This is a genomic window from Streptomyces tuirus (assembly GCF_014701095.1).
Lineage (GTDB): Bacteria > Actinomycetota > Actinomycetes > Streptomycetales > Streptomycetaceae > Streptomyces > Streptomyces tuirus.
Genome location: NZ_AP023439.1, coordinates 1,201,855 through 1,220,903, shown reverse-complemented (window position 1 = coordinate 1,220,903; position 19,049 = coordinate 1,201,855). Strand labels below are relative to the sequence as shown.

Genomic DNA, 19,049 nt, shown 5'->3' with positions numbered 1-19,049 from the left:
CCCGCGCAGGGCGTCCCGCATGGCCACCGCCCTCGGCGTCCTGCTGACCGCCGGCCTCGTCCTCCTCCCCGCCGCCACCGCGCACGCCGACGGCATCCGCGCCCAGCAGTGGGCCCTGGAGGCCATGCACACCCAGGAGGCCTGGCGGACCACGAAGGGCGAGGGCGTCACCGTCGCCGTCCTGGACACCGGCGTCGACGCCGACCACCCCGACCTGGCCGGCAACGTCCTGCCCGGCAAGGACCTGATCCGCTTCGGAGCCGAACCCGGCGACCGCGCCTGGGCCCGGCACGGCACCGCCATGGCCGGCATCATCGCCGGCCACGGGCACGGCCCCGGCGACGCCGACGGCGTCCTCGGCATCGCCCCCGAGGCGAAGATCCTCCCGGTCCGCGTGATCCTCGAGGACGGCGACCCCTCCCGCGCCAAGGCCCGCTCCACCCGCGGCAACGCCCTCGCCGAGGGCATCCGCTGGGCCGCCGACCACGGCGCCGACGTCATCAACCTCTCCCTCGGCGACGACTCGGCCTCGGCGCACCCCGAACCCAGCGAGGACCAGGCCGTCCAGTACGCGCTGAAGAAGGGCGTGGTCGTCGTCGCCTCCGCCGGCAACGGCGGCGAGAAGGGCGACCACATCTCCTACCCGGCCGCCTACCCCGGCGTCATAGCCGCCACCGCCGTCGACCGGGCCGGCACCCGCGCCTCCTTCTCCACCCGCCGCTGGTACGCCACCGTCAGCGCCCCCGGCGTCGACGTCGTCATCGCCGACCCCGACGACAAGTACTACGAGGGCTGGGGTACCAGCGCCGCCGCCGCCTTCGTCTCCGGCGCCGCCGCCCTGGTCAAGGCCGCCCATCCCGGCCTCGCCCCGGCCCAGATCAAGTCGCTGCTGGAGGACACCGCCCGCAACGCCCCGTCCGGCGGCCGCGACGACTCCCGCGGCTTCGGCTTCGTCGACCCGGCCGCCGCCATCGAGGCCGCCGGCCGGATCGAGCCCGAGGGCCTCGAGCCGGCGTCCCACGGTGCGAAGTACTTCGGCAGCGGACCGGACGCCGACTCCTCCGACGACGACACCGCCGACTGGGCCGCCCCCCTCGCGGGCGGCGCCGGCGGCGTGCTGCTGGTCGCTGCGGTCGTCCTGTGGCGGGGCCGCCGTACCGGCCACGAGGACTTCTGAGCCGCTGCCGGACGCGCACCGTCCGGCCGATAGGGTCGAGGCGTGGCGAACAAGAACATCCCGGACCCCGGCTTCTCCGACGACGACGGCTCCGCCGACCCCCGGCTGGGCGCGGCCCTCGCCGCCTGGGCCGAGGACCGGAGCGCGGTGGGTCCGGTCCTCGCCGCCCTCAAGGGCGCCCGGCTGCTCGTGCCCGTCGTGGCGGTGCTCGGCGAGGTCGAGGAGGACGAGAACGGGCTGCGCCGCGAGAAGACCAGCGACATGGCCGTACCGACCCTGAAGGCCGGCAACCGCACCGCGCTGCCCGCCTTCACCTCCACGGACTCCCTCGCCCGCTGGGACCCGGCGGCCCGCCCCGTCGCCGTACCCCTGCACCAGGCCCTGCAGGCCGCCGCGCACGAGAAGGCGGACACGGTCGTGCTCGACGTCGCGGGGCCGGTGCCCTTCGAGCTGACGGGGCCCGCGCTGCTCGCCCTCGCCGAGGGCCGTGCGAGCACCGACCCGCTCGCCGATCCCGCCGTGGTGGGGGCCGTACGGGATGCCGTGGCCGCCGAGCCCGCCGTGGTGCGCGCCCACCTCGGGCCGGGGCAGGCCGACGGCACCCTCGCCCTGGTGCTGGACCCGTCCGCGGCCCCCGCCGAAACCGCCCAGGCGGTGGCCCGGCGGCTCGCCGCCGACGAAACGCTGAGGGCCCGCCTGGTGCGCGGCCTCGACCTGGCACTGCTGCCGGCCGAGGTCACGCCACCGGGCGAGCCCCTGTTCGTACGCTGAGGAGAAGGCCGTCCGACGGGCTAGGCGACTCCGCCCGGCGCGCCGAGAGCACGCACCAGACGCCGCGGGGCCCGCCCTCCGGGCGGACGACGGGACTTTGCGGACACGACCTAGCCGTAGACCGGACCCGTGTACTTCTCGCCCGGCCCCTGGCCCGGCTCGTCCGGGACGAGGGAGGCCTCGCGGAACGCCAGCTGCAGCGACTTCAGGCCGTCGCGCAGGGGAGCCGCGTGGAAGGAGCTGATCTCGGTCGCCGTCGCGTCCAGCAGACCGGCCAGGGCGTGGACCAGCTTGCGGGCCTCGTCCAGGTCCTTGTGCTGCTCGCCCTCCTCGGTCAGACCGAGCTTCACCGCGGCGGCGCTCATCAGGTTGACGGCGACCGTCACGATCACCTCGACCGCGGGGACCTCGGCGATGTCGCGGGCCATGGCGTCGAAGTCGGGGGACTCAGGAGGGGTGTCACTCATGCCCCACACGATAGGCGCAGGGGGCGGGGGAACCCCACGTGACCCCGGCCCGCCCCAATTGGCCGTTGCTGGCCCATGCTGGTAACCTCGTGTAACGACCGGTCGGACACGTGTGCCTCACAGCTCGCGGGCCCGGCCCACAAGTGGAGGCTTTCGAACTCCCACCCGATCACCCTCAGGGCGGCGGGTCACCGGTCAGGCGGTCCCGTCCCAGCGGCGGTGATCCGTCCGAAAGCGCGCCCCGCGGCTTCCCGCGGCGGTGCTCCGGTAGTTCGAGGAGCCCCGCCTGGGATCGTCCGGGGCATTTTTGTTGCTTCGACGCGGTTAGGTCTATCGAACACAGACGTTACGCGGCCGTCCGCCAGACCGTCGCGTGGTGCTACCGAGGAGGATCCATCAGCGCCGAGCCCCGCATCAACGACCGGATTCGCGTTCCCGAGGTGCGACTTGTCGGTCCCAGTGGCGAGCAGGTGGGCATCGTTCCCCTGGCCAAGGCACTGGAGCTTGCGCAGGAGTACGACCTGGACCTGGTCGAGGTCGCGGCGAACGCCCGTCCGCCCGTGTGCAAGCTCATGGACTACGGGAAGTTCAAGTACGAGTCGGCCATGAAGGCCCGTGAGGCGCGCAAGAACCAGGCGCACACGGTCATCAAGGAGATGAAGCTCCGGCCGAAGATCGACCCGCACGACTATGACACCAAGAAGGGTCACGTCGTTCGGTTCCTCAAGCAGGGCGACAAGGTCAAGATCACGATCATGTTCCGTGGTCGCGAGCAGTCCCGTCCCGAACTGGGCTACCGACTGCTGCAGCGTCTCGCGGAGGACGTCCAGGACCTCGGTTTCGTCGAGTCGAACCCGAAGCAGGACGGCCGGAACATGATCATGGTTCTCGGTCCGCACAAGAAGAAGACCGAGGCGATGGCCGAGGCTCGCCAGGCGCAGGAAGCCCGCAAGGCGGATGCGAAGGCCAACCCCGGCAAGTCGCAGAACGCCGCGGAGCACGAGGCGCCGGCCGAAGAGCCTGCCGAGGAGCCCGCCGAGGCGTGACTCCCGGGACGCCAGTCCCAGGAAGCAACCGATACAAGACGACGCTCCACCGTGCCCGGTTTCGCGACCGGGCACCGGAGCGCCACCGACGAGGAGAGAACGGCGCTATGCCGAAGAACAAGTCGCACAGCGGTGCCAGCAAGCGCTTCAAGATCACCGGCTCCGGCAAGGTGCTGCGCGAGCGCGCCGGCAAGCGCCACCTGCTCGAGCACAAGTCGTCCCGTGTGACGCGTCGCCTCACCGGCAACGCCGAGATGGCCCCGGGCGACGCCAAGAAGATCAAGAAGCTTCTCGGCAAGTGACGTCCGGGCGCGTGAGCGCCGGACGCACATCAGACCGGGACCCAATCGATTTCGGGTCGTGTGAGCACCCCCACGGCCCCGCTACAAGGAGTTAACAAGTGGCACGCGTCAAGCGGGCAGTCAACGCCCACAAGAAGCGTCGGGCGATCCTCGAGCAGGCCTCCGGCTACCGCGGTCAGCGTTCGCGCCTGTACCGCAAGGCCAAGGAGCAGGTCACCCACTCGCTGGTCTACAACTACAACGACCGCAAGAAGCGCAAGGGCGACTTCCGTCAGCTGTGGATCCAGCGCATCAACGCCGCTGCCCGCGCCAACGGCATGACCTACAACCGCTTCATCCAGGGTCTGAAGGCCGCGAACGTCGAGGTCGACCGCAAGATCCTGGCCGAGCTGGCCGTCAACGACGCCGGTGCGTTCGCCGCCCTCGTCGAGGTCGCCCAGAAGGCGCTGCCGAGCGACGTGAACGCGCCGAAGGCTGCGTGACGCCGGCTCGAAGCCGATGTGACTGAGGACCCGCAGGCCGGATGGTCTGCGGGTCCTGCTGTGCAGCTACCCAGAAAGCGAACCGGATGCCTCCCGCCACCCCCGAGCTCATCTCCCCCCGCTCCCCCCGCGTCCTGGCCGCGCGGCGGCTGGCCAAGCGGAACTTCCGGGGGAAGGACCGGCTGTTCCTCGCGGAGGGACCGCAGGCCGTGCGGGAAGCCGCCGGGCACCGGGCCGGGGACGCCGCCACCCTCGTGGAGCTGTTCACCACTCCCGAGGCCGCCGAGCGCTACGCCGACATCGTCGGAGCGGCCCGGGACGCCGGAGCCCGTGTGCACCTCGCCGCCGAGCAGGTCATCGCCGACATCTCCACCACCGTCACCCCGCAGGGCCTCGTCGGCGTCTGCCGGTTCCTGGACACGCCGTTCGAGGAGGTCCTCGCGGCCCGCCCGCGGCTCGTCGCCCTCCTCGCCAACGTCCGTGACCCCGGCAACGCGGGGACCGTGCTGCGCTGCGCCGACGCCGCCGGGGCCGAGGCCGTCGTCCTGACCGACGCCTCCGTCGACGTGTACAACCCCAAGGCCGTCCGCGCCTCCGTCGGCTCCCTGTTCCACCTGCCCGTCGCCGTCGGCGTCCCCGTGGAGCACGCCGTCGAGCGGCTGCGGGACGCCGGCGTCCGGGTCGTCGCCGCCGACGGCGCGGGCGACCGCGACCTCGACGACGAGCTCGACAAGGGCACCATGGGCGTGCCGACCGCCTGGGTCTTCGGCAACGAGGCGTGGGGCCTGCCGGAGGAGACCCGCGCCCTCACGGACGCCGTCGTGCGCGTGCCGATCCACGGGAAGGCTGAGAGCCTGAACCTCGCCACCGCCGCGGCCGTATGTCTCTATGCGTCGGCGCGTGCACAGCGCGCCGCCGGAGGGTGCCGCTCCGTCACCGGGAACTAGTAGGGTGACCAGCTCAGGGACCCCTCTGCGGAGCCTTGGAGGTGGGGTACGGGGATGAGTGTCGGCACGAGCAGCGCACCGGGAGCCCAGGACGCCGGGAACCCGCCCGCCGCGTCCCGGCCACCCGGTGATCCCGCCGGACTCGGCATCGACCCCGACCAGCTGCCCGACGGACTCGTCGTCGCCGACGAGCAGGGCCACGTCATCTGCTTCAACGCGGCCGCCGAGCGCATCACCGCCGTCCGCGCCCAGGACGCCCTCGGGCAGCGCCTGGAGAAGGCGCTGCCGTTAGAGGACCTGGAGGGCCGGCGCTGGTGGCAGCTGACCGACCCGTACGGCGGCCTCGCCATCCGCGTCGGACAGCCCGAGCGCAACCTGCTCCTGCCCGGCGGCCGTGAGGTGCTGGTCTGCGCGCGCTACGTCCGCACCCGGCCCACCGGCCCCCTGACGCGCCTGGTCGTCACCCTGCGCGACACCGAGGCCCGCCGCCGCACCGAGCGCAGCCACGCCGAGCTGATCGCCACCGTCGCCCACGAACTGCGCTCCCCGCTGACCTCCGTCAAGGGCTTCACCGCCACCCTGCTCGCCAAGTGGGAACGCTTCACCGACGACCAGAAGCGCCTGATGCTGGAGACCGTCGACGCCGACGCCGACCGGGTCACCCGGCTCATCGCCGAGCTGCTCGACATCTCCCGGATCGACTCCGGGCGCCTTGAGGTGCGCCGCCAGCCCGTCGACATCGGCGCCGCCGTCGGACGGCACATCCAGGCCTACGTCGCCGCGGGCCAGCCCGCCGACCGGTTCCTGCTGCGCGTCCAGCAGCCGCTGCCCGACCTGTGGGCCGACCCCGACAAGATCGACCAGGTGCTCAGCAACCTGCTGGAAAATGCCGTGCGGCACGGCGAGGGAACTGTCACGATCGACGTCACGGCCACGGCGTCCCTCCGCGAGGGCGAGCCCGCCGAGAACGCAGCCACGTCGGTCACGGTGAGCGACGAGGGGCCCGGCATCCCGGAGGAGTCCATGAACCGCGTCTTCACCCGCTTCTGGCGGGGCAGCAAGCGCGGTGGGACCGGCCTCGGGCTGTACATCGTCAAGGGCATCGTCGAGGCCCACGGCGGCACCATCACGGTCGGCCGCGCCCCCGGCGCCGGCGCCGAGTTCCGATTTACGTTGCCCGTGAGCGCTCCGGCCTATCTCGCCTGAGCACCGCGGGCGCATTCGCGTACCTCCACCCCGTTAGACTCGGCCATTGGCACCTTTGTGTCCCTTCAGGCGGCCGTCCGAGTCGGAGACGGGGACCTCCAGCCAGCCAATCGGAAGCACGGGAAGAGATGTCGGCACCGAATAAGTCGTACGACCCTGTCGAGGTCGAGACGTTGAAACCGGAAGAGATCGAGCGCATGCGGGACGAGGCGCTCGCCGCCTTCGCTGCCGCGGACTCCCTCGACGCGCTCCACGAGGCCAAGGTCGCCCAGACCGGCCCCACCTCCCCGCTGGCCCTCGCCAACCGCGAGATCGGCGCCCTGCCCCCGCACGCCAAGGCCGAGGCCGGCAAGCGCGTCGGCCAGGCCCGGGGCGCCGTGAACAAGGCCCTCGCCGCCCGCCAGGCGGAGCTCGAGGCCGAGCGGGACGCGCGCGTGCTCGTCGAGGAGGCGGTGGACGTCACGCTGCCGTACGACCGCGTACCGCCCGGCGCCCGGCACCCGCTCACCACCATGATGGAGCGGGTCGCGGACGTCTTCGTGGCCATGGGCTACGAGGTCGCCGAAGGGCCGGAGGCCGAGGCGGAGTGGTTCAACTTCGACGCCCTGAACTTCCTGCCCGACCACCCGGCCCGGCAGATGCAGGACACCTTCTTCGTCCAGGGCCCCGAGGGCACCGACGAGTCCGGGTCCGGCGTCGTCCTGCGCACCCACACCTCCCCGGTGCAGGCCCGCGCGCTGCTCGACCGTGAGCTGCCGGTCTACATCGTCTGCCCCGGCCGTGTGTTCCGCACCGACGAGCTGGACGCCACGCACACGCCCGTCTTCCACCAGATCGAGCTGCTGGCGGTCGACGAGGGCCTGACGATGGCCGACCTCAAGGGCACTTTGGACCACATGGTCCAGGCCCTGTTCGGCGCGGACATGAAGACCCGGCTGCGGCCGAACTTCTTCCCGTTCACCGAGCCCAGCGCCGAGATGGACATGCTCTGCTACGTCTGCAAGGGCGAGTCCATCGGCAACCCCGACCGCCCCTGCCGCACCTGTTCCTCCGAGGGCTGGATCGAGCTCGGCGGCTGCGGCATGGTCAACCCGCGGGTGCTCACCGCCTGCGGCGTCGACCCCGAGAAGTACAGCGGGTTCGCCTTCGGGTTCGGCATCGAGCGGATGCTGATGTTCCGCCACAACGTCGAAGACATGCGAGACATGGTCGAGGGTGACGTCCGGTTCACCCGGCCGTTCGGGATGGAGATCTGATGCGGGTCCCGCTTTCTTGGCTGCGGGAGTACGTCGACCTGCCGGAGACGGAGACCGGTCGTGACGTGCAGGCCAAGCTCATTTCGGCCGGTCTGGAGGTCGAGAGCGTCGAGCAGCTCGGCGCCGACCTCAAGGGTCCGCTGGTCGTCGGTCAGGTGGCGACGATCGAGGAGCTGACGGACTTCAAGAAGCCGATCCGCTTCTGCACCGTCGACGTCGGCCAGGCCAACGGCACCGGCGAACCGCAGGAGATCATCTGCGGCGCCCGCAACTTCGCCGTGGGCGACAAGGTCGTCGTGGCCCTGCCCGGCGCCGTCCTGCCCGGTGACTTCCAGATCGCCGAGCGCAAGACCTACGGCCGGATGTCGCGCGGCATGATCTGCTCGAGCGACGAGCTGAACATGGGCGACGACGGCACCAAGGGCATCATCGTCCTGCCGCCGGAGACCGAGATCGGCAAGGACGCCGTCGAGCTGCTGGAACTGGTCGACGAGGTCCTCGACATCGCGGTCACGCCCGACCGCGGCTACTGCCTGTCGCTGCGCGGCGTGGCCCGTGAGACGGCCACCGCCTACGGCCTGCCGCTGCGCGACCCGGCGCTGATCGACGTGCCCGGACCCAACGCCTACGGCTACCCGGTGCAGGTCTCGGACCCCACCGGCTGCGACCGCTTCACCGCCCGCACGGTGACCGGCCTCAGCGCCGAGGCGCGCTCCCCGATCTGGCTCCAGCGCCGCCTGCAGAAGGTCGGCATGCGCCCGATCTCGCTCGCCGTCGACGTCACGAACTACGTGATGATGGAGATCGGCCAGCCCCTGCACGCCTACGACCGCGGCCTGGTCCAGGGCACCATCGGAGTGCGCCGGGCCGAGGAGGGCGAGAAGCTCACCACCCTCGACGGCGTCGAGCGCACGCTGGACGCCGAGGACCTGGTCATCACCGACGACCGCGGCCCGATCGGGCTCGCCGGCGTCATGGGCGGCGCCAACACGGAGATCGCCGACCACGACAGCGTCGAGAACGCCACGGCGGACGTCGTCATCGAGGCCGCGCACTTCGACCCGGTGTCGATCGCGCGTACGGCCCGTCGGCACAAGCTGTCCTCCGAGGCGTCCCGGCGCTTCGAGCGCGGCGTCGACCCGCAGGCCGCGGCGGCTGCCGCGCAGCGCACCGTCGACCTGCTGGTCCTGCTCGCGGGCGGTACCGCCGAGGCCGGCGTCACCGAGGTCGTCGCCCCGTCCGCGCCGCGCACCATCACCATCCCGGCCGACCACCCGGACAAGGTCGCGGGCGTCGCCTACGGCCGCGAGACCGTCGTGCGCCGCCTCCAGGAGGTCGGCTGCGACGTGTACGGGCAGGACGAGCTGATCGTCACCGTCCCCTCCTGGCGGCCCGACCTCACCGACCCCAACGACCTCGCCGAAGAGGTCATCCGGCTGGAGGGCTACGAGAACCTGCCCTCCACGCTGCCCAAGCCGCCCGCGGGTCTCGGCCTGACGGAACGGCAGCGGCTGCACCGCCGCGTCGGCCGCGCCCTGGCCGGTGCCGGATACGTCGAGGCGCTGAACTACCCGTTCATCAGCGAGCAGGTCTTCGACCAGCTCGGCCTCGAGGCGGACGACCCCGCCCGCCGCGTCGTCAGGCTCAGCAACCCGCTGAGCGACGAGGAGCCCGCGCTGCGCACGTCGCTGCTGCCGGGTCTGCTCGCCACCCTGCGGCGCAACGACGGCCGGGGCTCGCACGACCTCGCGCTGTTCGAGTCCGGTCTGGTCTTCCGGCCGCGCGAGGAGCAGCGCATCGCGGCCGTACTGCCCGTCGACCGTCGCCCGACCGACGAGGAGCTCGCCGAGCTGAACGCGGCGCTCCCCGAGCAGCCGCGGCACATCGCCGTCGTCCTCGCCGGGGCACGTGAGCAGGCCGGCTGGTGGGGCAAGGGCCGTCCGGCCGAATGGGCCGACGCGGTCGAGGCCGCACGGTCCGTCGCCCGTGAGGCCGGCGCCGAGCTCGTCGTCCGCAAGGGCCAGTACGGCCCGTGGCACCCCGGGCGCTGCGCCGAGCTGGCGGTCACGGTGGACGGCGCCGAGCGGATCGTCGGGCACGCCGGCGAGTTGCACCCGCGGGTCGTGAAGGCCCTCGGGCTGCCCGCGCGCACCTGCGCGATGGAGCTCGACCTGGACGCGGTGGAGGCCGCCGGTGACACCACGGTGGTGGCACCGCGGATCTCCACGTTCCCGGTCGCCACGCAGGACGTCGCCCTGGTCGTCGACGCGTTCGTGCCGGCCGCGGACGTCGAGGCGGCACTGCGGGACGGGGCCGGCGAACTGCTGGAGTCCATCCGGCTGTTCGACGTGTACGAGAACGCCGAGCAGCTGGGCGAGGGGCGGAAGTCGCTGGCGTACGCGCTGCGGTTCCGCGCCCCCGACCGGACGCTGACCGTGGACGAGGCTTCCGCGGCCCGGGACGCGGCGGTCGCCCTCGCGGGTGAGCGTGTGGGTGCGGAGCTGCGGAGCTGAGCCTTGGGAGAGGGTCGGGTCACCTCACTCTTTTGAGTGGTAAAGGTGGATGATCTCCCCTTTTTTCGGTGTGCTGTCGACAGAATCGGACCGGCCTTCTCGGGCCGGTCCGATTCTGTGTGTCAGGGCCTATTGGGGGGCCATCGGCATGATCCGCGTCAGGGGTCGGGTGCGCAGCCTCGGTCTTCCCATCGCGTGGGGCGCGGCGGGGGTCGCGTACAAGCTGCTCTGTCCGCTCGCCCAGGAGTCCGGTCTCCAGGCGCGGATCGTCACCAGCGCCGTGTTCTTCGCCGTCGGGACGGCATTGGTCCTGCACGTGCGGCACTCGCTGGTGCGCGAGCTGCGGCAGGTGCGCCGGGTCGCCGGCGCCGCGCAGCGCGCACTGCTGCGGCCGCTGCCCTCGCGGATCGACGGGCTGGACGTGGCCGCCGCCCAGGTGTCGGCCGAGCGTGGCGCCGCGGTCGGGGGTGACCTGTACGAGGTCGTCGCCACCGAGCAGGGCGTGCGGGCCGTGATGGGCGACGTCCGCGGGCACGGGATCGGCGCGTTCGGGACCGTCGCCGCCGTGCTGGGCTGCTTCCGCGAGGCCGCCCACGACGAGCAGGACCTCGACGGGGTGCTGCGCCGGCTCGATCGCGCCCTGGCCCGTCATCTGCGCCAGGAGCACCCCGCGGGCGCCGCCGAGGAGTTCGTGACCCTGCTCCTCGTGGAGATCCGGCCCGACGGCGAGATGCTCGCGCTGAACTGCGGCCATCCCTGGCCGTACCTGCTGAGCGGCGTCCGGGCGGAACAACTCGCCCCCGGCGACCCGCATCCGCCGCTGGGCCTGTTCCCGCTGCCACCGGTGCTGCCGACGGTGGGGCTCGGCCGTCTCGAGCCCGATGAGGCGTTGTTCCTGTTCACGGACGGCGCGCAGGACGCCCGGGACGCCCGTGGCCGGTTCTTCCCCCTGGCGACGGCGCTGTCGAGTGCGGTGGCGGAAGGCCCGCTCTTCCCGCAGGCGGTCGTCGCCAGGATCTCGACCGCTCTGCGGCACCACACCCGGGGCACACCGCCGGACGACATCGCCCTGCTGGTGCTGAGGAACGGGCGGCCCGCACACCTGGGGGTGCGGGGAACCGGGCGAACGGCCACGACGTCGCCGCAGCCGACCACACCCCTCTGACACCGCGGCGATACAACGGCTCCGCCGGCGGAGCCGTCCGCCCCGCCACGAAGTGTCGGGCAGGCAGCTGGGCGGACGGCGGGTGCGGGCCGCCGCACTGTACGAGGGGGAGCCGGCGGCCCGGCCGGCCTCTTTCGAGGCAATTCAGTCAACCGGCCGGCGACTGTGAGCGACAGTGCGCACACCGTGCGGATTCGGGCACTCCGTTCACACCCCGTGTGAAGGCGGAACCACTAACCTGTCCGCACCGAGCCATCCGGGGGCCCACATGCAGCCCAACACTCTGCTCGACGCGATCCTGGACGAGGCGGGGATCTCGAACGCGGGGCTGGCCGCACACGTCAACCAGGCGGGACGGGCACGTGGTCTGTCCCTGAGGTACGAACACACCGCCGTCGCCCGGTGGTTGAAGGGGCAGCGGCCCCGGGGCCAGGTGCCCGACCTGATCTGCGAGGTGCTCGCGGGCCGGCTGCAACGGCAGGTCACCCTCGACGACATCGGCCTCGGCGTGCCCGGCGAGCCGTCCGCCCCGCACACCGGCTCGCTGTCCGGGTTCGTCGAACGGGCCACCGCCCTGTGGCGCTCCGACCAGCAGCAGCGTCCGCACATCCTGGGCGCGCCCGCGCTCACCGGCACGCCCGCCGTGATGCCGGTGTGGGAGTGGGAGAACCCGCCCGAGGACGTGGACGTCTCCCGCGGCGGCAGACACCGGGTCACCAGGGGCGACTTGGAGATGCTGCGGGCCGCCCGCGCGCACTACGAGCAGCTGTACCGCAAGGCCGGGGGCATCGCGACGCGGGCCCGGATCGTCGGCTTCCTCAACGCCGAGGCCGCGCCGCTGCTGCGTGGCAGCTACACCGACGAGACCGGCCGGCAACTGCACCGGGCCACCGGCGGGCTGGTGGCGGTGGCCGGCATCTGCGCGTACGACTCCGACGCCCACGGACTCGCCCAGCGCTACTTCCACCAGGCGCTGCGGCTCGCCAAGGCCAGCGGGGACCGGGGGCTCGGGGCGTATGTGATCGCCCTGCTCGTCAACCAGTCGCTGTTCATGCGGGAGTACCGGCAGTCGGTGGCCTTCGCGGAGGCGGCGCTGCGGGCCGCCGGCAAGCACATCACCCCGGCGCTCGCCTCCGACCTGTACGCGATGCAGGCCAAGGCGTACGCGCATCTCGGCGACGGCACCAGCGCCCTGTCCTGCATCCGGCGGGCCGAGCAGTCCGCCGAGCGCATCCGGCGTGGCTACGAGCCCGACGAGACCGGATATGTCCAGCCCGGGCTCGTCAACGTGCAGGTGGCGGAGGCGCTGTTGAGCCTCGGGGAGATCGCGGCTGCGGGGGAGCATGCCGCGGCAGCCGTCGACAACCCGGCGCACGACCGCGGCCGGGTGCACCGGCTGGCGATGCTCAGCACCATCGAGCTGCGGCAGGGCAACGCCGACAAGGCGGTGGCCATCGCGGTGCAGATGGCCGAGCAGGCCCGCGGCATGGAATCCCAGCGGCTGCGGGACCGGCTGCGCGCGGTGCGGGAGCACCTGGTGCGCAGCGGTTGCGCGGGCACGGCCGAGGCGGCCGAACTCATCGACGGGGCCTTGCGCGTACCGTTGTAGAACCGGGCGGTGGTGCCCGTGTCGCTCCGAGGCGCTTCCCGTGCGCCTGCTCTCCCTCCGTCCCTGCTGCGATATTGCCACTTACTCGACGGAAGGTGGCAGAACCGTGCAGTGGACGAAACACAACGAACAAACTGTGTACTCAAACCGCTGGTTCAGCGTCAATCTCGCGGATGTCGAACTGCCCGACGGCCGGCATCTGGACCACTTCCTCATACGGCTGCGGCCCGTTGCGGTGGCCACGGTCGTCAACGAGGCCAACGAGGTGCTGCTGCTCTGGCGGCACCGCTTCATCACCGACAGCTGGGGGTGGGAACTCGCGGCGGGAGTGGTCGAGGACGGCGAGGACATCGCCCGCGCGGCCGCCAGGGAACTGGAGGAGGAAACCGGCTGGCGGCCGGGACCCCTGCGCCATCTCATGAGCATGGAGCCGTCCAACGGGCTCACCGACGCCCGGCACCACGTGTACTGGGCCGACGAGGGCGACTACGTCGGGCACCCCGTGGACGACTTCGAGTCGGACCGCAGGGAATGGGTGCCTCTCAAACTCGTCCCCGACATGGTCGCCCGCGGCGAGGTCCCGGCCGCCAACATGGCGGCCGCGTTACTTCTGCTGCACCATCTCAGGCTCGGTCAGGACACGTTGCCCTGAGCTAATGTCCCAGCGCCTGCCAGATCGCCACGACGAGGGCACCCACGGCGGTGAGGGCGGCGACCGCGGGCAGCGGCCAGCGCGCGTGTTCGAGCGAGTGGATCCGGGTGTTGAGCTCGTCGATCTCCTTGGCGGTCTCCTCGGTGCGGTGACTGAGCAGAGCCAGTCCGCCCTCGACACGGGCGTAGGCCACGTCGAGGCGGCGTCGTAACTCTGCGAGTTCTCCTTGGACGACGGGATGCTCGGGATCGGCGGTCACGAGTCCGCTCCTTTCCGTAGTCGTTGCACATCCCTTGCATGCGCATGAGGAGTCAACTCGCCTGGTGGGCGCCTGGGGAGAGTGTGCGAGGGGCATATGCGAGCCCGGCGCGCACACGGTGTGTGAATGCCGCGGGCCCGGCACCCTTTCAGGTGCCGGGCCCGCGGCCTGGCCGAAATCTGACCGTCCGTAACCGGCCTCGTCGACGGTCCGGCGTACGGCGGTCAGGCGTACGTGTAGAAGCCCGAGCCCGTCTTGCGGCCCAGCCGGCCCGCGTCGACCATGCGCTGCAGGAGCGGGGGAGCGGCGTACAGGGGCTCCTTGTACTCCTCGTACATGGACTGGGCGACCGAGGCGACCGTGTCCAGACCGATCAGGTCGGAGAGCTTCAGGGGGCCCATCGGGTGGGCGCAGCCCATCTCCATGCCGTTGTCGATGTCCTCGCGGCTGGCGATGCCCGTCTCGAACATCCGGATCGCGGAGAGCAGATACGGGATCAGCAGCGCGTTGACGACGAAGCCGGAGCGGTCCTGGGCGCGGATGGCGTGCTTGCCGAGCAGCTTCTCGGTGAACAGCTGGGCGCGGCTGATCGTGCCCTCGGACGTGGTGAGCGCCGGGATCAGCTCGACGAGCTTTTGCACCGGGGCCGGGTTGAAGAAGTGGATGCCGATGACCTGGTCGGGCCGCGAGGTCGCCACCGCGAGCTTCACCAGCGGGATCGAGGAGGTGTTGGAGGCCAGGATCGCGTCAGGCCGGGTCACGACCTGGTCGAGCACCTGGAAGATCTCGGTCTTGACCTGCTCGTTCTCGACGACGGCCTCGATCACCAGGTCACGGTCGGCGAACTCGCCGAGGTCCGTGGTGAAGCTCAGGCGGGCCAGCGTGGCCTCCTGCTCCTCCTCGGTGATCTTGCCGCGCTCGGCTGCCTTGGCCAGGGAGCCGAACAGCCGGGTGCGGCCGATCTCCAGGGCCTCGCCGGTGGTCTCGGCGACCATGACGTCCAGGCCGGCCCGGGCGCACACCTCGGCGATGCCCGCGCCCATCTGACCGCAGCCCACGACTCCGACGCGTGCAATGTCTCCCGCTGGGGTCTCCGTCACATCGTCCCTTTCGCTGCTGATCCACGTCCGGGCAGGCTCGCCGGGTCCCGGCGCCTGCTCCGTTCGAGCACGTTACTCCGAAGTATCGATGATCGATCGCGGGGGGAGGGCCGGCTTCGGGCATGCTGGGCCCGGAGCGATCCGCGACCGGGCGGATCCGCGGCTGTTTGGGGCATGCGGATGGGACGAGTCTCACGCAGGGCGTTCGCGGTGGCGGCGCTGTCGGCTTTCACGATGATGCCTCGCGCGTCGGCCGCGACCGGACACCGGGGCGGGGCGGCGGAGTCCGAGATGCGGGGCGTCTGGATCGCGTCCGTGGCCAACCGCGACTGGCCGTCGAAGTCCGGGCTGAGCGCGTCGCAGCAGCGCGCCGAACTGCTCACCCATCTCGACACGGCGGCCGACCACCGCCTCAACACCGTGTTCTTCCAGGTCCGGCCCACGGCGGACGCGATGTGGCCCTCGCCGTACGAGCCCTGGTCGCAGTACCTCACCGGCACCCAGGGCAAGGATCCCGGATGGGACCCGCTGGGCACGGCCGTCGAGGAGGCCCATGCCCGGGGTCTTCAGCTGCACGCCTGGTTCAACCCGTACCGGATCGCCGTGCACGCCGACCCGTCCCGCCTGGCCGCCTCCCACCCCGCCCGCCAGAACCCCCACTGGGCGGTGACGTACGGCGGGAAGCTCTTCTACAACCCGGGACTGCCCGAGGTCCGCGCCTTCGTCGAGGACGCGATGCTCGACGCGGTGGCGAAGTACCCCGTGGACGGCGTCCACTTCGACGACTACTTCTACCCGTACCCCGTGGCCGGGCAGACCTTCGACGACGACGACGCCTACGACGAGCACGGCGGCGGCTTCCCGGACCGGGCCGCCTGGCGCCGGGACAACATCGACCTGCTGGTGCGGGAGACGGCGGACCGCGTCAAGGAGGTCCGGCCCGGCGCACGCTTCGGCATCAGCCCCTTCGGCGTGTGGCGCAACGCCGGGACCGACCCGCTCGGCTCGGACACCAAGGCGGGCGTGGAGACGTACGACGATCTGCACGCGGACACCCGGAAGTGGGTGCGCGAGGGCTGGATCGACTACATCGTCCCGCAGCTGTACTGGAACATCGGCTTCGCCGCCGCCGACTACGCGAAGCTGGTGCCCTGGTGGGCGGAGGTCGCGCGCGGCAGCTCGACGCAGCTCTACATCGGGGAGGCGCTGTACAAGGCGGGCGACCCGGCGCAGCCCGCGGCGTGGCAGCAGACGGGCGAGCTGTCCCGGCACCTGACGCTGGCCGGGGAGCACACACAGGTGCGTGGGCATGTCTACTTCGCCGCCAAGGACGTGGCGACCGACCGGATCGGGGCGATGGCGCGGGTCGTCGCCGACCACTACGGGCAGCCGGCGCCGCCCCCGCGCTGATTCATGGCCCGGTGGTGGTCTCCCGGTGCCGGATCTCGGTGTCGGGTCCCGGGGAGCACACGCCCTCGTGCCCGTCCTCGAAGCGGACGCGGTACGGGGGGTTGCCCTTCTGGCCGAGCACTTCGACGATCTCGCCGATCTTGTCGTGCTGACCGACCACCCTGCCGTGCTGGACAAGATGGTCGCCCACGGTTGCGCGCATTCTGGGCCTCCCTCACGGTGTGCGGAGCAGCGGTCCGTGGCCTCCGAGTCTACGGCGGGGGGCGCCGGTCGGCAGTGGCCGTGCGCGCTCCCGCTCAGCCGCGTGATCGCTGTGTGACGGCGATGCAGACCAGCACCGCCGCGGCCGTCAGCGGGGCGGCGACCGTGAGGTGCTCGCCCAGCAGCAGCACCGACCACACCAGTGTGAGCAGCGGCTGGGCGAGCTGCAACTGGCTGGCCTTGGGGATGCCGATGGCCGCCATGCCGCGGTACCAGACGACCAGCCCGACGAACTGCGAGCCCGCCGCCACCCACAGCAGGCCGGTGACGCTGTGCGCGGTCAGATGCACGGGTTCGTGCGCCAGGGCGAGCGCGGCGACGGGCACGGTCAGCGGCAGGCACAGCACCAGCGCCCAGCCGATCACCTGCCAGCCCGGCATGACCCGGGCCAGCCGGCCGCCCTCGGTGTAGCCGGCCGCGCAGACCAGCAGCGCGGCGAAGAGGTACAGGTCGGCGGTGGACAGGGCGCCGCCGCTCTGCTGCACGGTGAAGGCGAGCACGGCCGCCGCGCCCGCCAGGGCCGCGATCCAGAAGGTGCGCGAGGGCCGGGTGCCGACCCGCAGCGCGGAGAAGAGCGCGGTGGTCAGCGGGAGCAGTCCGACCACGACGGCGGCGTGCGCGGTGGTGGAGGTCTCCAGCGCCAGCGTGGTCAGCAGGGGGAAGCCGAGGACGACACCGGCCCCGACGACCGCGAGCCCGGCCCAGTGGCGGCGGGCGGGCAGCGGCACGCGCAGGGCCAGCAGACAGCCGCCCGCGATCAGCGCGGCCAGCACGCTCCGCACGGCGACCAGCGACCAGGGCCCGAAGCCCTCCAGTCCCCAGGCGGTGGCCGGGAACGTGAGGGAGAAGGCGACGACGCCGAGGGCGGCCTGGAGGGTGCCGAAGCCGGGATGCTCCGGCTCCGAGGTGGCGACTGCTATCGAAGGCGTGGCAGTAGCGCTACTCTGTGCTCTCATGCACGAGCGTAGCAGCGTAGGTGAACTGGCGGAACAGCTGAAGCGGGAGCTCGACCGCTACTCTCCCGGTGGAAAGCTGCCGTCGAGCCGTGCTCTGGTCGAGCGGTTCCGGGTGAGTCCCGTGACGGTGTCGCGGGCCCTGGCCCAGCTCGCCGCCGAGGGGCTCGTGGTCACCCGGCCCGGGGCGGGCGCGTTCCGCGCACAGGCCCGGACGGCACCGGCCCCCGCCGGGGACACCTCCTGGCAGGAGGTCGCCCTCAGTGCCGACGGCGCGGCCGACCTCGTCCCGCGCTCGGTCGACGCCTCCGGGGTGCTGGTGTCGCTGGCCGCCCCGCCGCCCGGCGTGATCGAGTTCAACGGCGGCTATCTGCACCCGTCCCTGCAACCGGAGCGGGCGATGGCCGCGGCCCTCTCGCGCGCCGGACGCCGTCCCGGTGCCTGGGGGCGCCCGCCCATGGAGGGGCTGCCGGAGTTGCGCGAGTGGTTCGCGCGCGGCATCGGCGGGTCCTTCACCGCCGCCGAAGTGCTGGTCACCGCGGGCGGACAGTCCGCGCTCACCACCGCCCTGCGCGCCCTCGCCCCGCCCGGCGCCCCCGTCCTGGTCGAGTCGCCCACCTACCCCGGCATGCTCGCCATCGCCCGGGCCGCCGGTCTGCGCCCGGTGCCCGTCCCGGTGGACGCAGACGGCGTGAAACCGGCGCTGCTCGCCGACGCCTTCCGCGCCACCGGCGCCCCGGCCCTCGTCTGCCAGCCGCTCTTCCAGAACCCCACCGGCGCGGTGCTCGCCCCCGACCGGCGCGCCGAGGTGCTGCGCATCGCCCGCCAGGCGGGCGCGTTCGTCGTCGAGGACGACTTCGTGCGGCGGCTCGTGCACGAGGACGCGGGGCCCCTGCCGCGCCCGCTGGCCGCCGACGACCCCGACGGCGTCGTCGTCCACGTCTGCTCGCTGACCAAGGCGACCTCGCCGAGCTTCCGGGTGAGCGCCCTGGCCGCGCGCGGGCCGGTGCTGGAGAGACTGCGCGCCATCCAGGTCGTCGACACCTTCTTCGTGCCGCGCCCGCTCCAGGAGGCCGCACTCGAACTCGTCGGCTCGCCCGCCTGGCCCCGTCATCTGCGGGCCCTCTCCGCGGAGTTGAAGACCCGGCGGGACGCGATGACCGGCGCCCTCGCCCTGCACCTGCCCGAGCTGGCCCTGCCGTACGTCCCCGCCGGCGGCTACCACCTCTGGCCCCGCCTGCCCGACGGCACGGACGAGTCGGCCCTGACCTCCGCGGCCCTGCGCGCCGGCGTCGCCCTCACCCCCGGCCGCCCCTACTTCAGCGCCGAGCCACCGGCCGCGCACCTCAGGCTCAGCTTCGCGGCGGTCGCCGGGACCGGAGAGATCGCGGAGGGCGTCCGACGGCTGCGCAAGGCATGCGACGAGGTGCTGGGATAACCGCTCGACGAACCTGCCGGCGGACTGCGAGCATC

General features: G+C 72.3%; 19 protein-coding genes. 14 read left to right on the top strand and 5 right to left on the bottom strand.

The window, feature by feature from the left end:
* The first annotated feature begins 19 nt into the window (after positions 1 to 19).
* Both mycP and IGS69_RS05740 read left to right on the top strand, forming a co-directional pair.
* Positions 20 to 1,177 carry a type VII secretion-associated serine protease mycosin gene (mycP, locus tag IGS69_RS05745; protein WP_190897477.1) on the top strand — a complete coding sequence of 386 codons (1,158 nt, stop codon included), beginning with the start codon at positions 20 to 22 and terminating at the stop codon, positions 1,175 to 1,177.
* Between the two features lie 42 nt (positions 1,178 to 1,219).
* Positions 1,220 to 1,948 carry an SseB family protein gene (locus IGS69_RS05740; protein ID WP_190897476.1) on the top strand — a complete coding sequence of 243 codons (729 nt, stop codon included), beginning with the start codon at positions 1,220 to 1,222 and terminating at the stop codon, positions 1,946 to 1,948.
* A gap of 110 nt (positions 1,949 to 2,058) precedes the next feature.
* Here IGS69_RS05740 and IGS69_RS05735 read toward each other — a convergent pair whose 3' ends face one another.
* Entirely contained in the window at positions 2,059 to 2,415 is a 357-nt protein-coding gene (locus IGS69_RS05735) for a DUF1844 domain-containing protein (RefSeq protein WP_030848736.1), read from the bottom strand.
* Between the two features lie 395 nt (positions 2,416 to 2,810).
* On the opposite strand from IGS69_RS05735, the gene infC reads away from it, so the two are divergent.
* The 10 genes from infC (at position 2,811) to IGS69_RS05685 (ending at position 13,593) form a co-directional block, all read left to right on the top strand.
* Entirely contained in the window at positions 2,811 to 3,461 is a 651-nt protein-coding gene (infC, locus tag IGS69_RS05730; RefSeq protein ID WP_190904389.1) for a translation initiation factor IF-3, read from the top strand.
* A 107-nt stretch (positions 3,462 to 3,568) separates the two neighbouring features.
* The gene (rpmI, locus tag IGS69_RS05725) at positions 3,569 to 3,763 is read left to right on the top strand and encodes a 50S ribosomal protein L35 (protein WP_019065473.1); all 195 of its coding nucleotides are present in this window, start codon (positions 3,569 to 3,571) and stop codon (positions 3,761 to 3,763) included.
* A gap of 98 nt (positions 3,764 to 3,861) precedes the next feature.
* Complete coding sequence (gene rplT / locus IGS69_RS05720) at positions 3,862 to 4,245, top strand: 50S ribosomal protein L20 (protein ID WP_003989074.1); 384 nt, start codon at positions 3,862 to 3,864, stop codon at positions 4,243 to 4,245.
* Positions 4,246 to 4,331: 86 nt separating this feature from the next.
* A complete protein-coding gene (locus IGS69_RS05715) occupies positions 4,332 to 5,192 on the top strand; it encodes a TrmH family RNA methyltransferase (RefSeq protein ID WP_190897475.1) in 861 nt (286 codons plus the stop codon).
* 54 nt (positions 5,193 to 5,246) lie between these two features.
* Positions 5,247 to 6,398, top strand: coding sequence for a sensor histidine kinase (locus IGS69_RS05710; protein WP_190897474.1), 1,152 nt, complete (start codon positions 5,247 to 5,249; stop codon positions 6,396 to 6,398).
* Between the two features lie 128 nt (positions 6,399 to 6,526).
* On the top strand, positions 6,527 to 7,654 hold the full coding sequence (gene pheS / locus IGS69_RS05705) for a phenylalanine--tRNA ligase subunit alpha (RefSeq protein ID WP_190897473.1): 1,128 nt from the start codon (positions 6,527 to 6,529) through the stop codon (positions 7,652 to 7,654).
* Positions 7,654 to 10,167: a phenylalanine--tRNA ligase subunit beta gene (gene pheT / locus IGS69_RS05700; RefSeq protein WP_190897472.1), complete on the top strand. Its 2,514-nt coding sequence runs from the start codon at positions 7,654 to 7,656 to the stop codon at positions 10,165 to 10,167. The genes pheS and pheT overlap by 1 nt, the downstream gene beginning before the upstream one ends.
* 148 nt (positions 10,168 to 10,315) lie before the next feature.
* Positions 10,316 to 11,332 carry a PP2C family protein-serine/threonine phosphatase gene (locus tag IGS69_RS05695; RefSeq protein ID WP_190897471.1) on the top strand — a complete coding sequence of 339 codons (1,017 nt, stop codon included), beginning with the start codon at positions 10,316 to 10,318 and terminating at the stop codon, positions 11,330 to 11,332.
* 268 nt (positions 11,333 to 11,600) lie between these two features.
* Complete coding sequence (locus IGS69_RS05690) at positions 11,601 to 12,941, top strand: transcriptional regulator (RefSeq protein WP_190897470.1); 1,341 nt, start codon at positions 11,601 to 11,603, stop codon at positions 12,939 to 12,941.
* Positions 12,942 to 13,047: 106 nt separating this feature from the next.
* Positions 13,048 to 13,593 carry an NUDIX hydrolase gene (locus IGS69_RS05685; RefSeq protein WP_190897469.1) on the top strand — a complete coding sequence of 182 codons (546 nt, stop codon included), beginning with the start codon at positions 13,048 to 13,050 and terminating at the stop codon, positions 13,591 to 13,593.
* A gap of 1 nt (position 13,594) precedes the next feature.
* Here IGS69_RS05685 and IGS69_RS05680 read toward each other — a convergent pair whose 3' ends face one another.
* Positions 13,595 to 13,852: a hypothetical protein gene (locus tag IGS69_RS05680; RefSeq protein ID WP_190897468.1), complete on the bottom strand. Its 258-nt coding sequence runs from the start codon at positions 13,850 to 13,852 to the stop codon at positions 13,595 to 13,597.
* A gap of 224 nt (positions 13,853 to 14,076) precedes the next feature.
* A complete protein-coding gene (locus IGS69_RS05675) occupies positions 14,077 to 14,952 on the bottom strand; it encodes a 3-hydroxybutyryl-CoA dehydrogenase (protein WP_190897467.1) in 876 nt (291 codons plus the stop codon).
* 180 nt (positions 14,953 to 15,132) lie between these two features.
* Between IGS69_RS05675 and IGS69_RS05670 the strand changes: the two genes are divergently transcribed.
* The gene (locus tag IGS69_RS05670) at positions 15,133 to 16,362 is read left to right on the top strand and encodes a glycoside hydrolase family 10 protein (RefSeq protein WP_190897466.1); all 1,230 of its coding nucleotides are present in this window, start codon (positions 15,133 to 15,135) and stop codon (positions 16,360 to 16,362) included.
* A gap of 1 nt (position 16,363) precedes the next feature.
* On the opposite strand, the gene IGS69_RS05665 is transcribed toward IGS69_RS05670, so the two are convergent.
* Together IGS69_RS05665 and IGS69_RS05660 are read right to left on the bottom strand one after the other, a co-directional pair.
* Positions 16,364 to 16,564: a DUF1918 domain-containing protein gene (locus tag IGS69_RS05665; RefSeq protein ID WP_190897465.1), complete on the bottom strand. Its 201-nt coding sequence runs from the start codon at positions 16,562 to 16,564 to the stop codon at positions 16,364 to 16,366.
* Between the two features lie 94 nt (positions 16,565 to 16,658).
* Positions 16,659 to 17,579: a DMT family transporter gene (locus IGS69_RS05660; RefSeq protein ID WP_190897464.1), complete on the bottom strand. Its 921-nt coding sequence runs from the start codon at positions 17,577 to 17,579 to the stop codon at positions 16,659 to 16,661.
* Here IGS69_RS05660 and IGS69_RS05655 point away from each other — a divergent pair.
* Positions 17,578 to 19,014 carry an aminotransferase-like domain-containing protein gene (locus IGS69_RS05655; RefSeq protein WP_190897463.1) on the top strand — a complete coding sequence of 479 codons (1,437 nt, stop codon included), beginning with the start codon at positions 17,578 to 17,580 and terminating at the stop codon, positions 19,012 to 19,014. The genes IGS69_RS05660 and IGS69_RS05655 overlap by 2 nt on opposite strands.
* Positions 19,015 to 19,049: the final 35 nt, after the last annotated feature.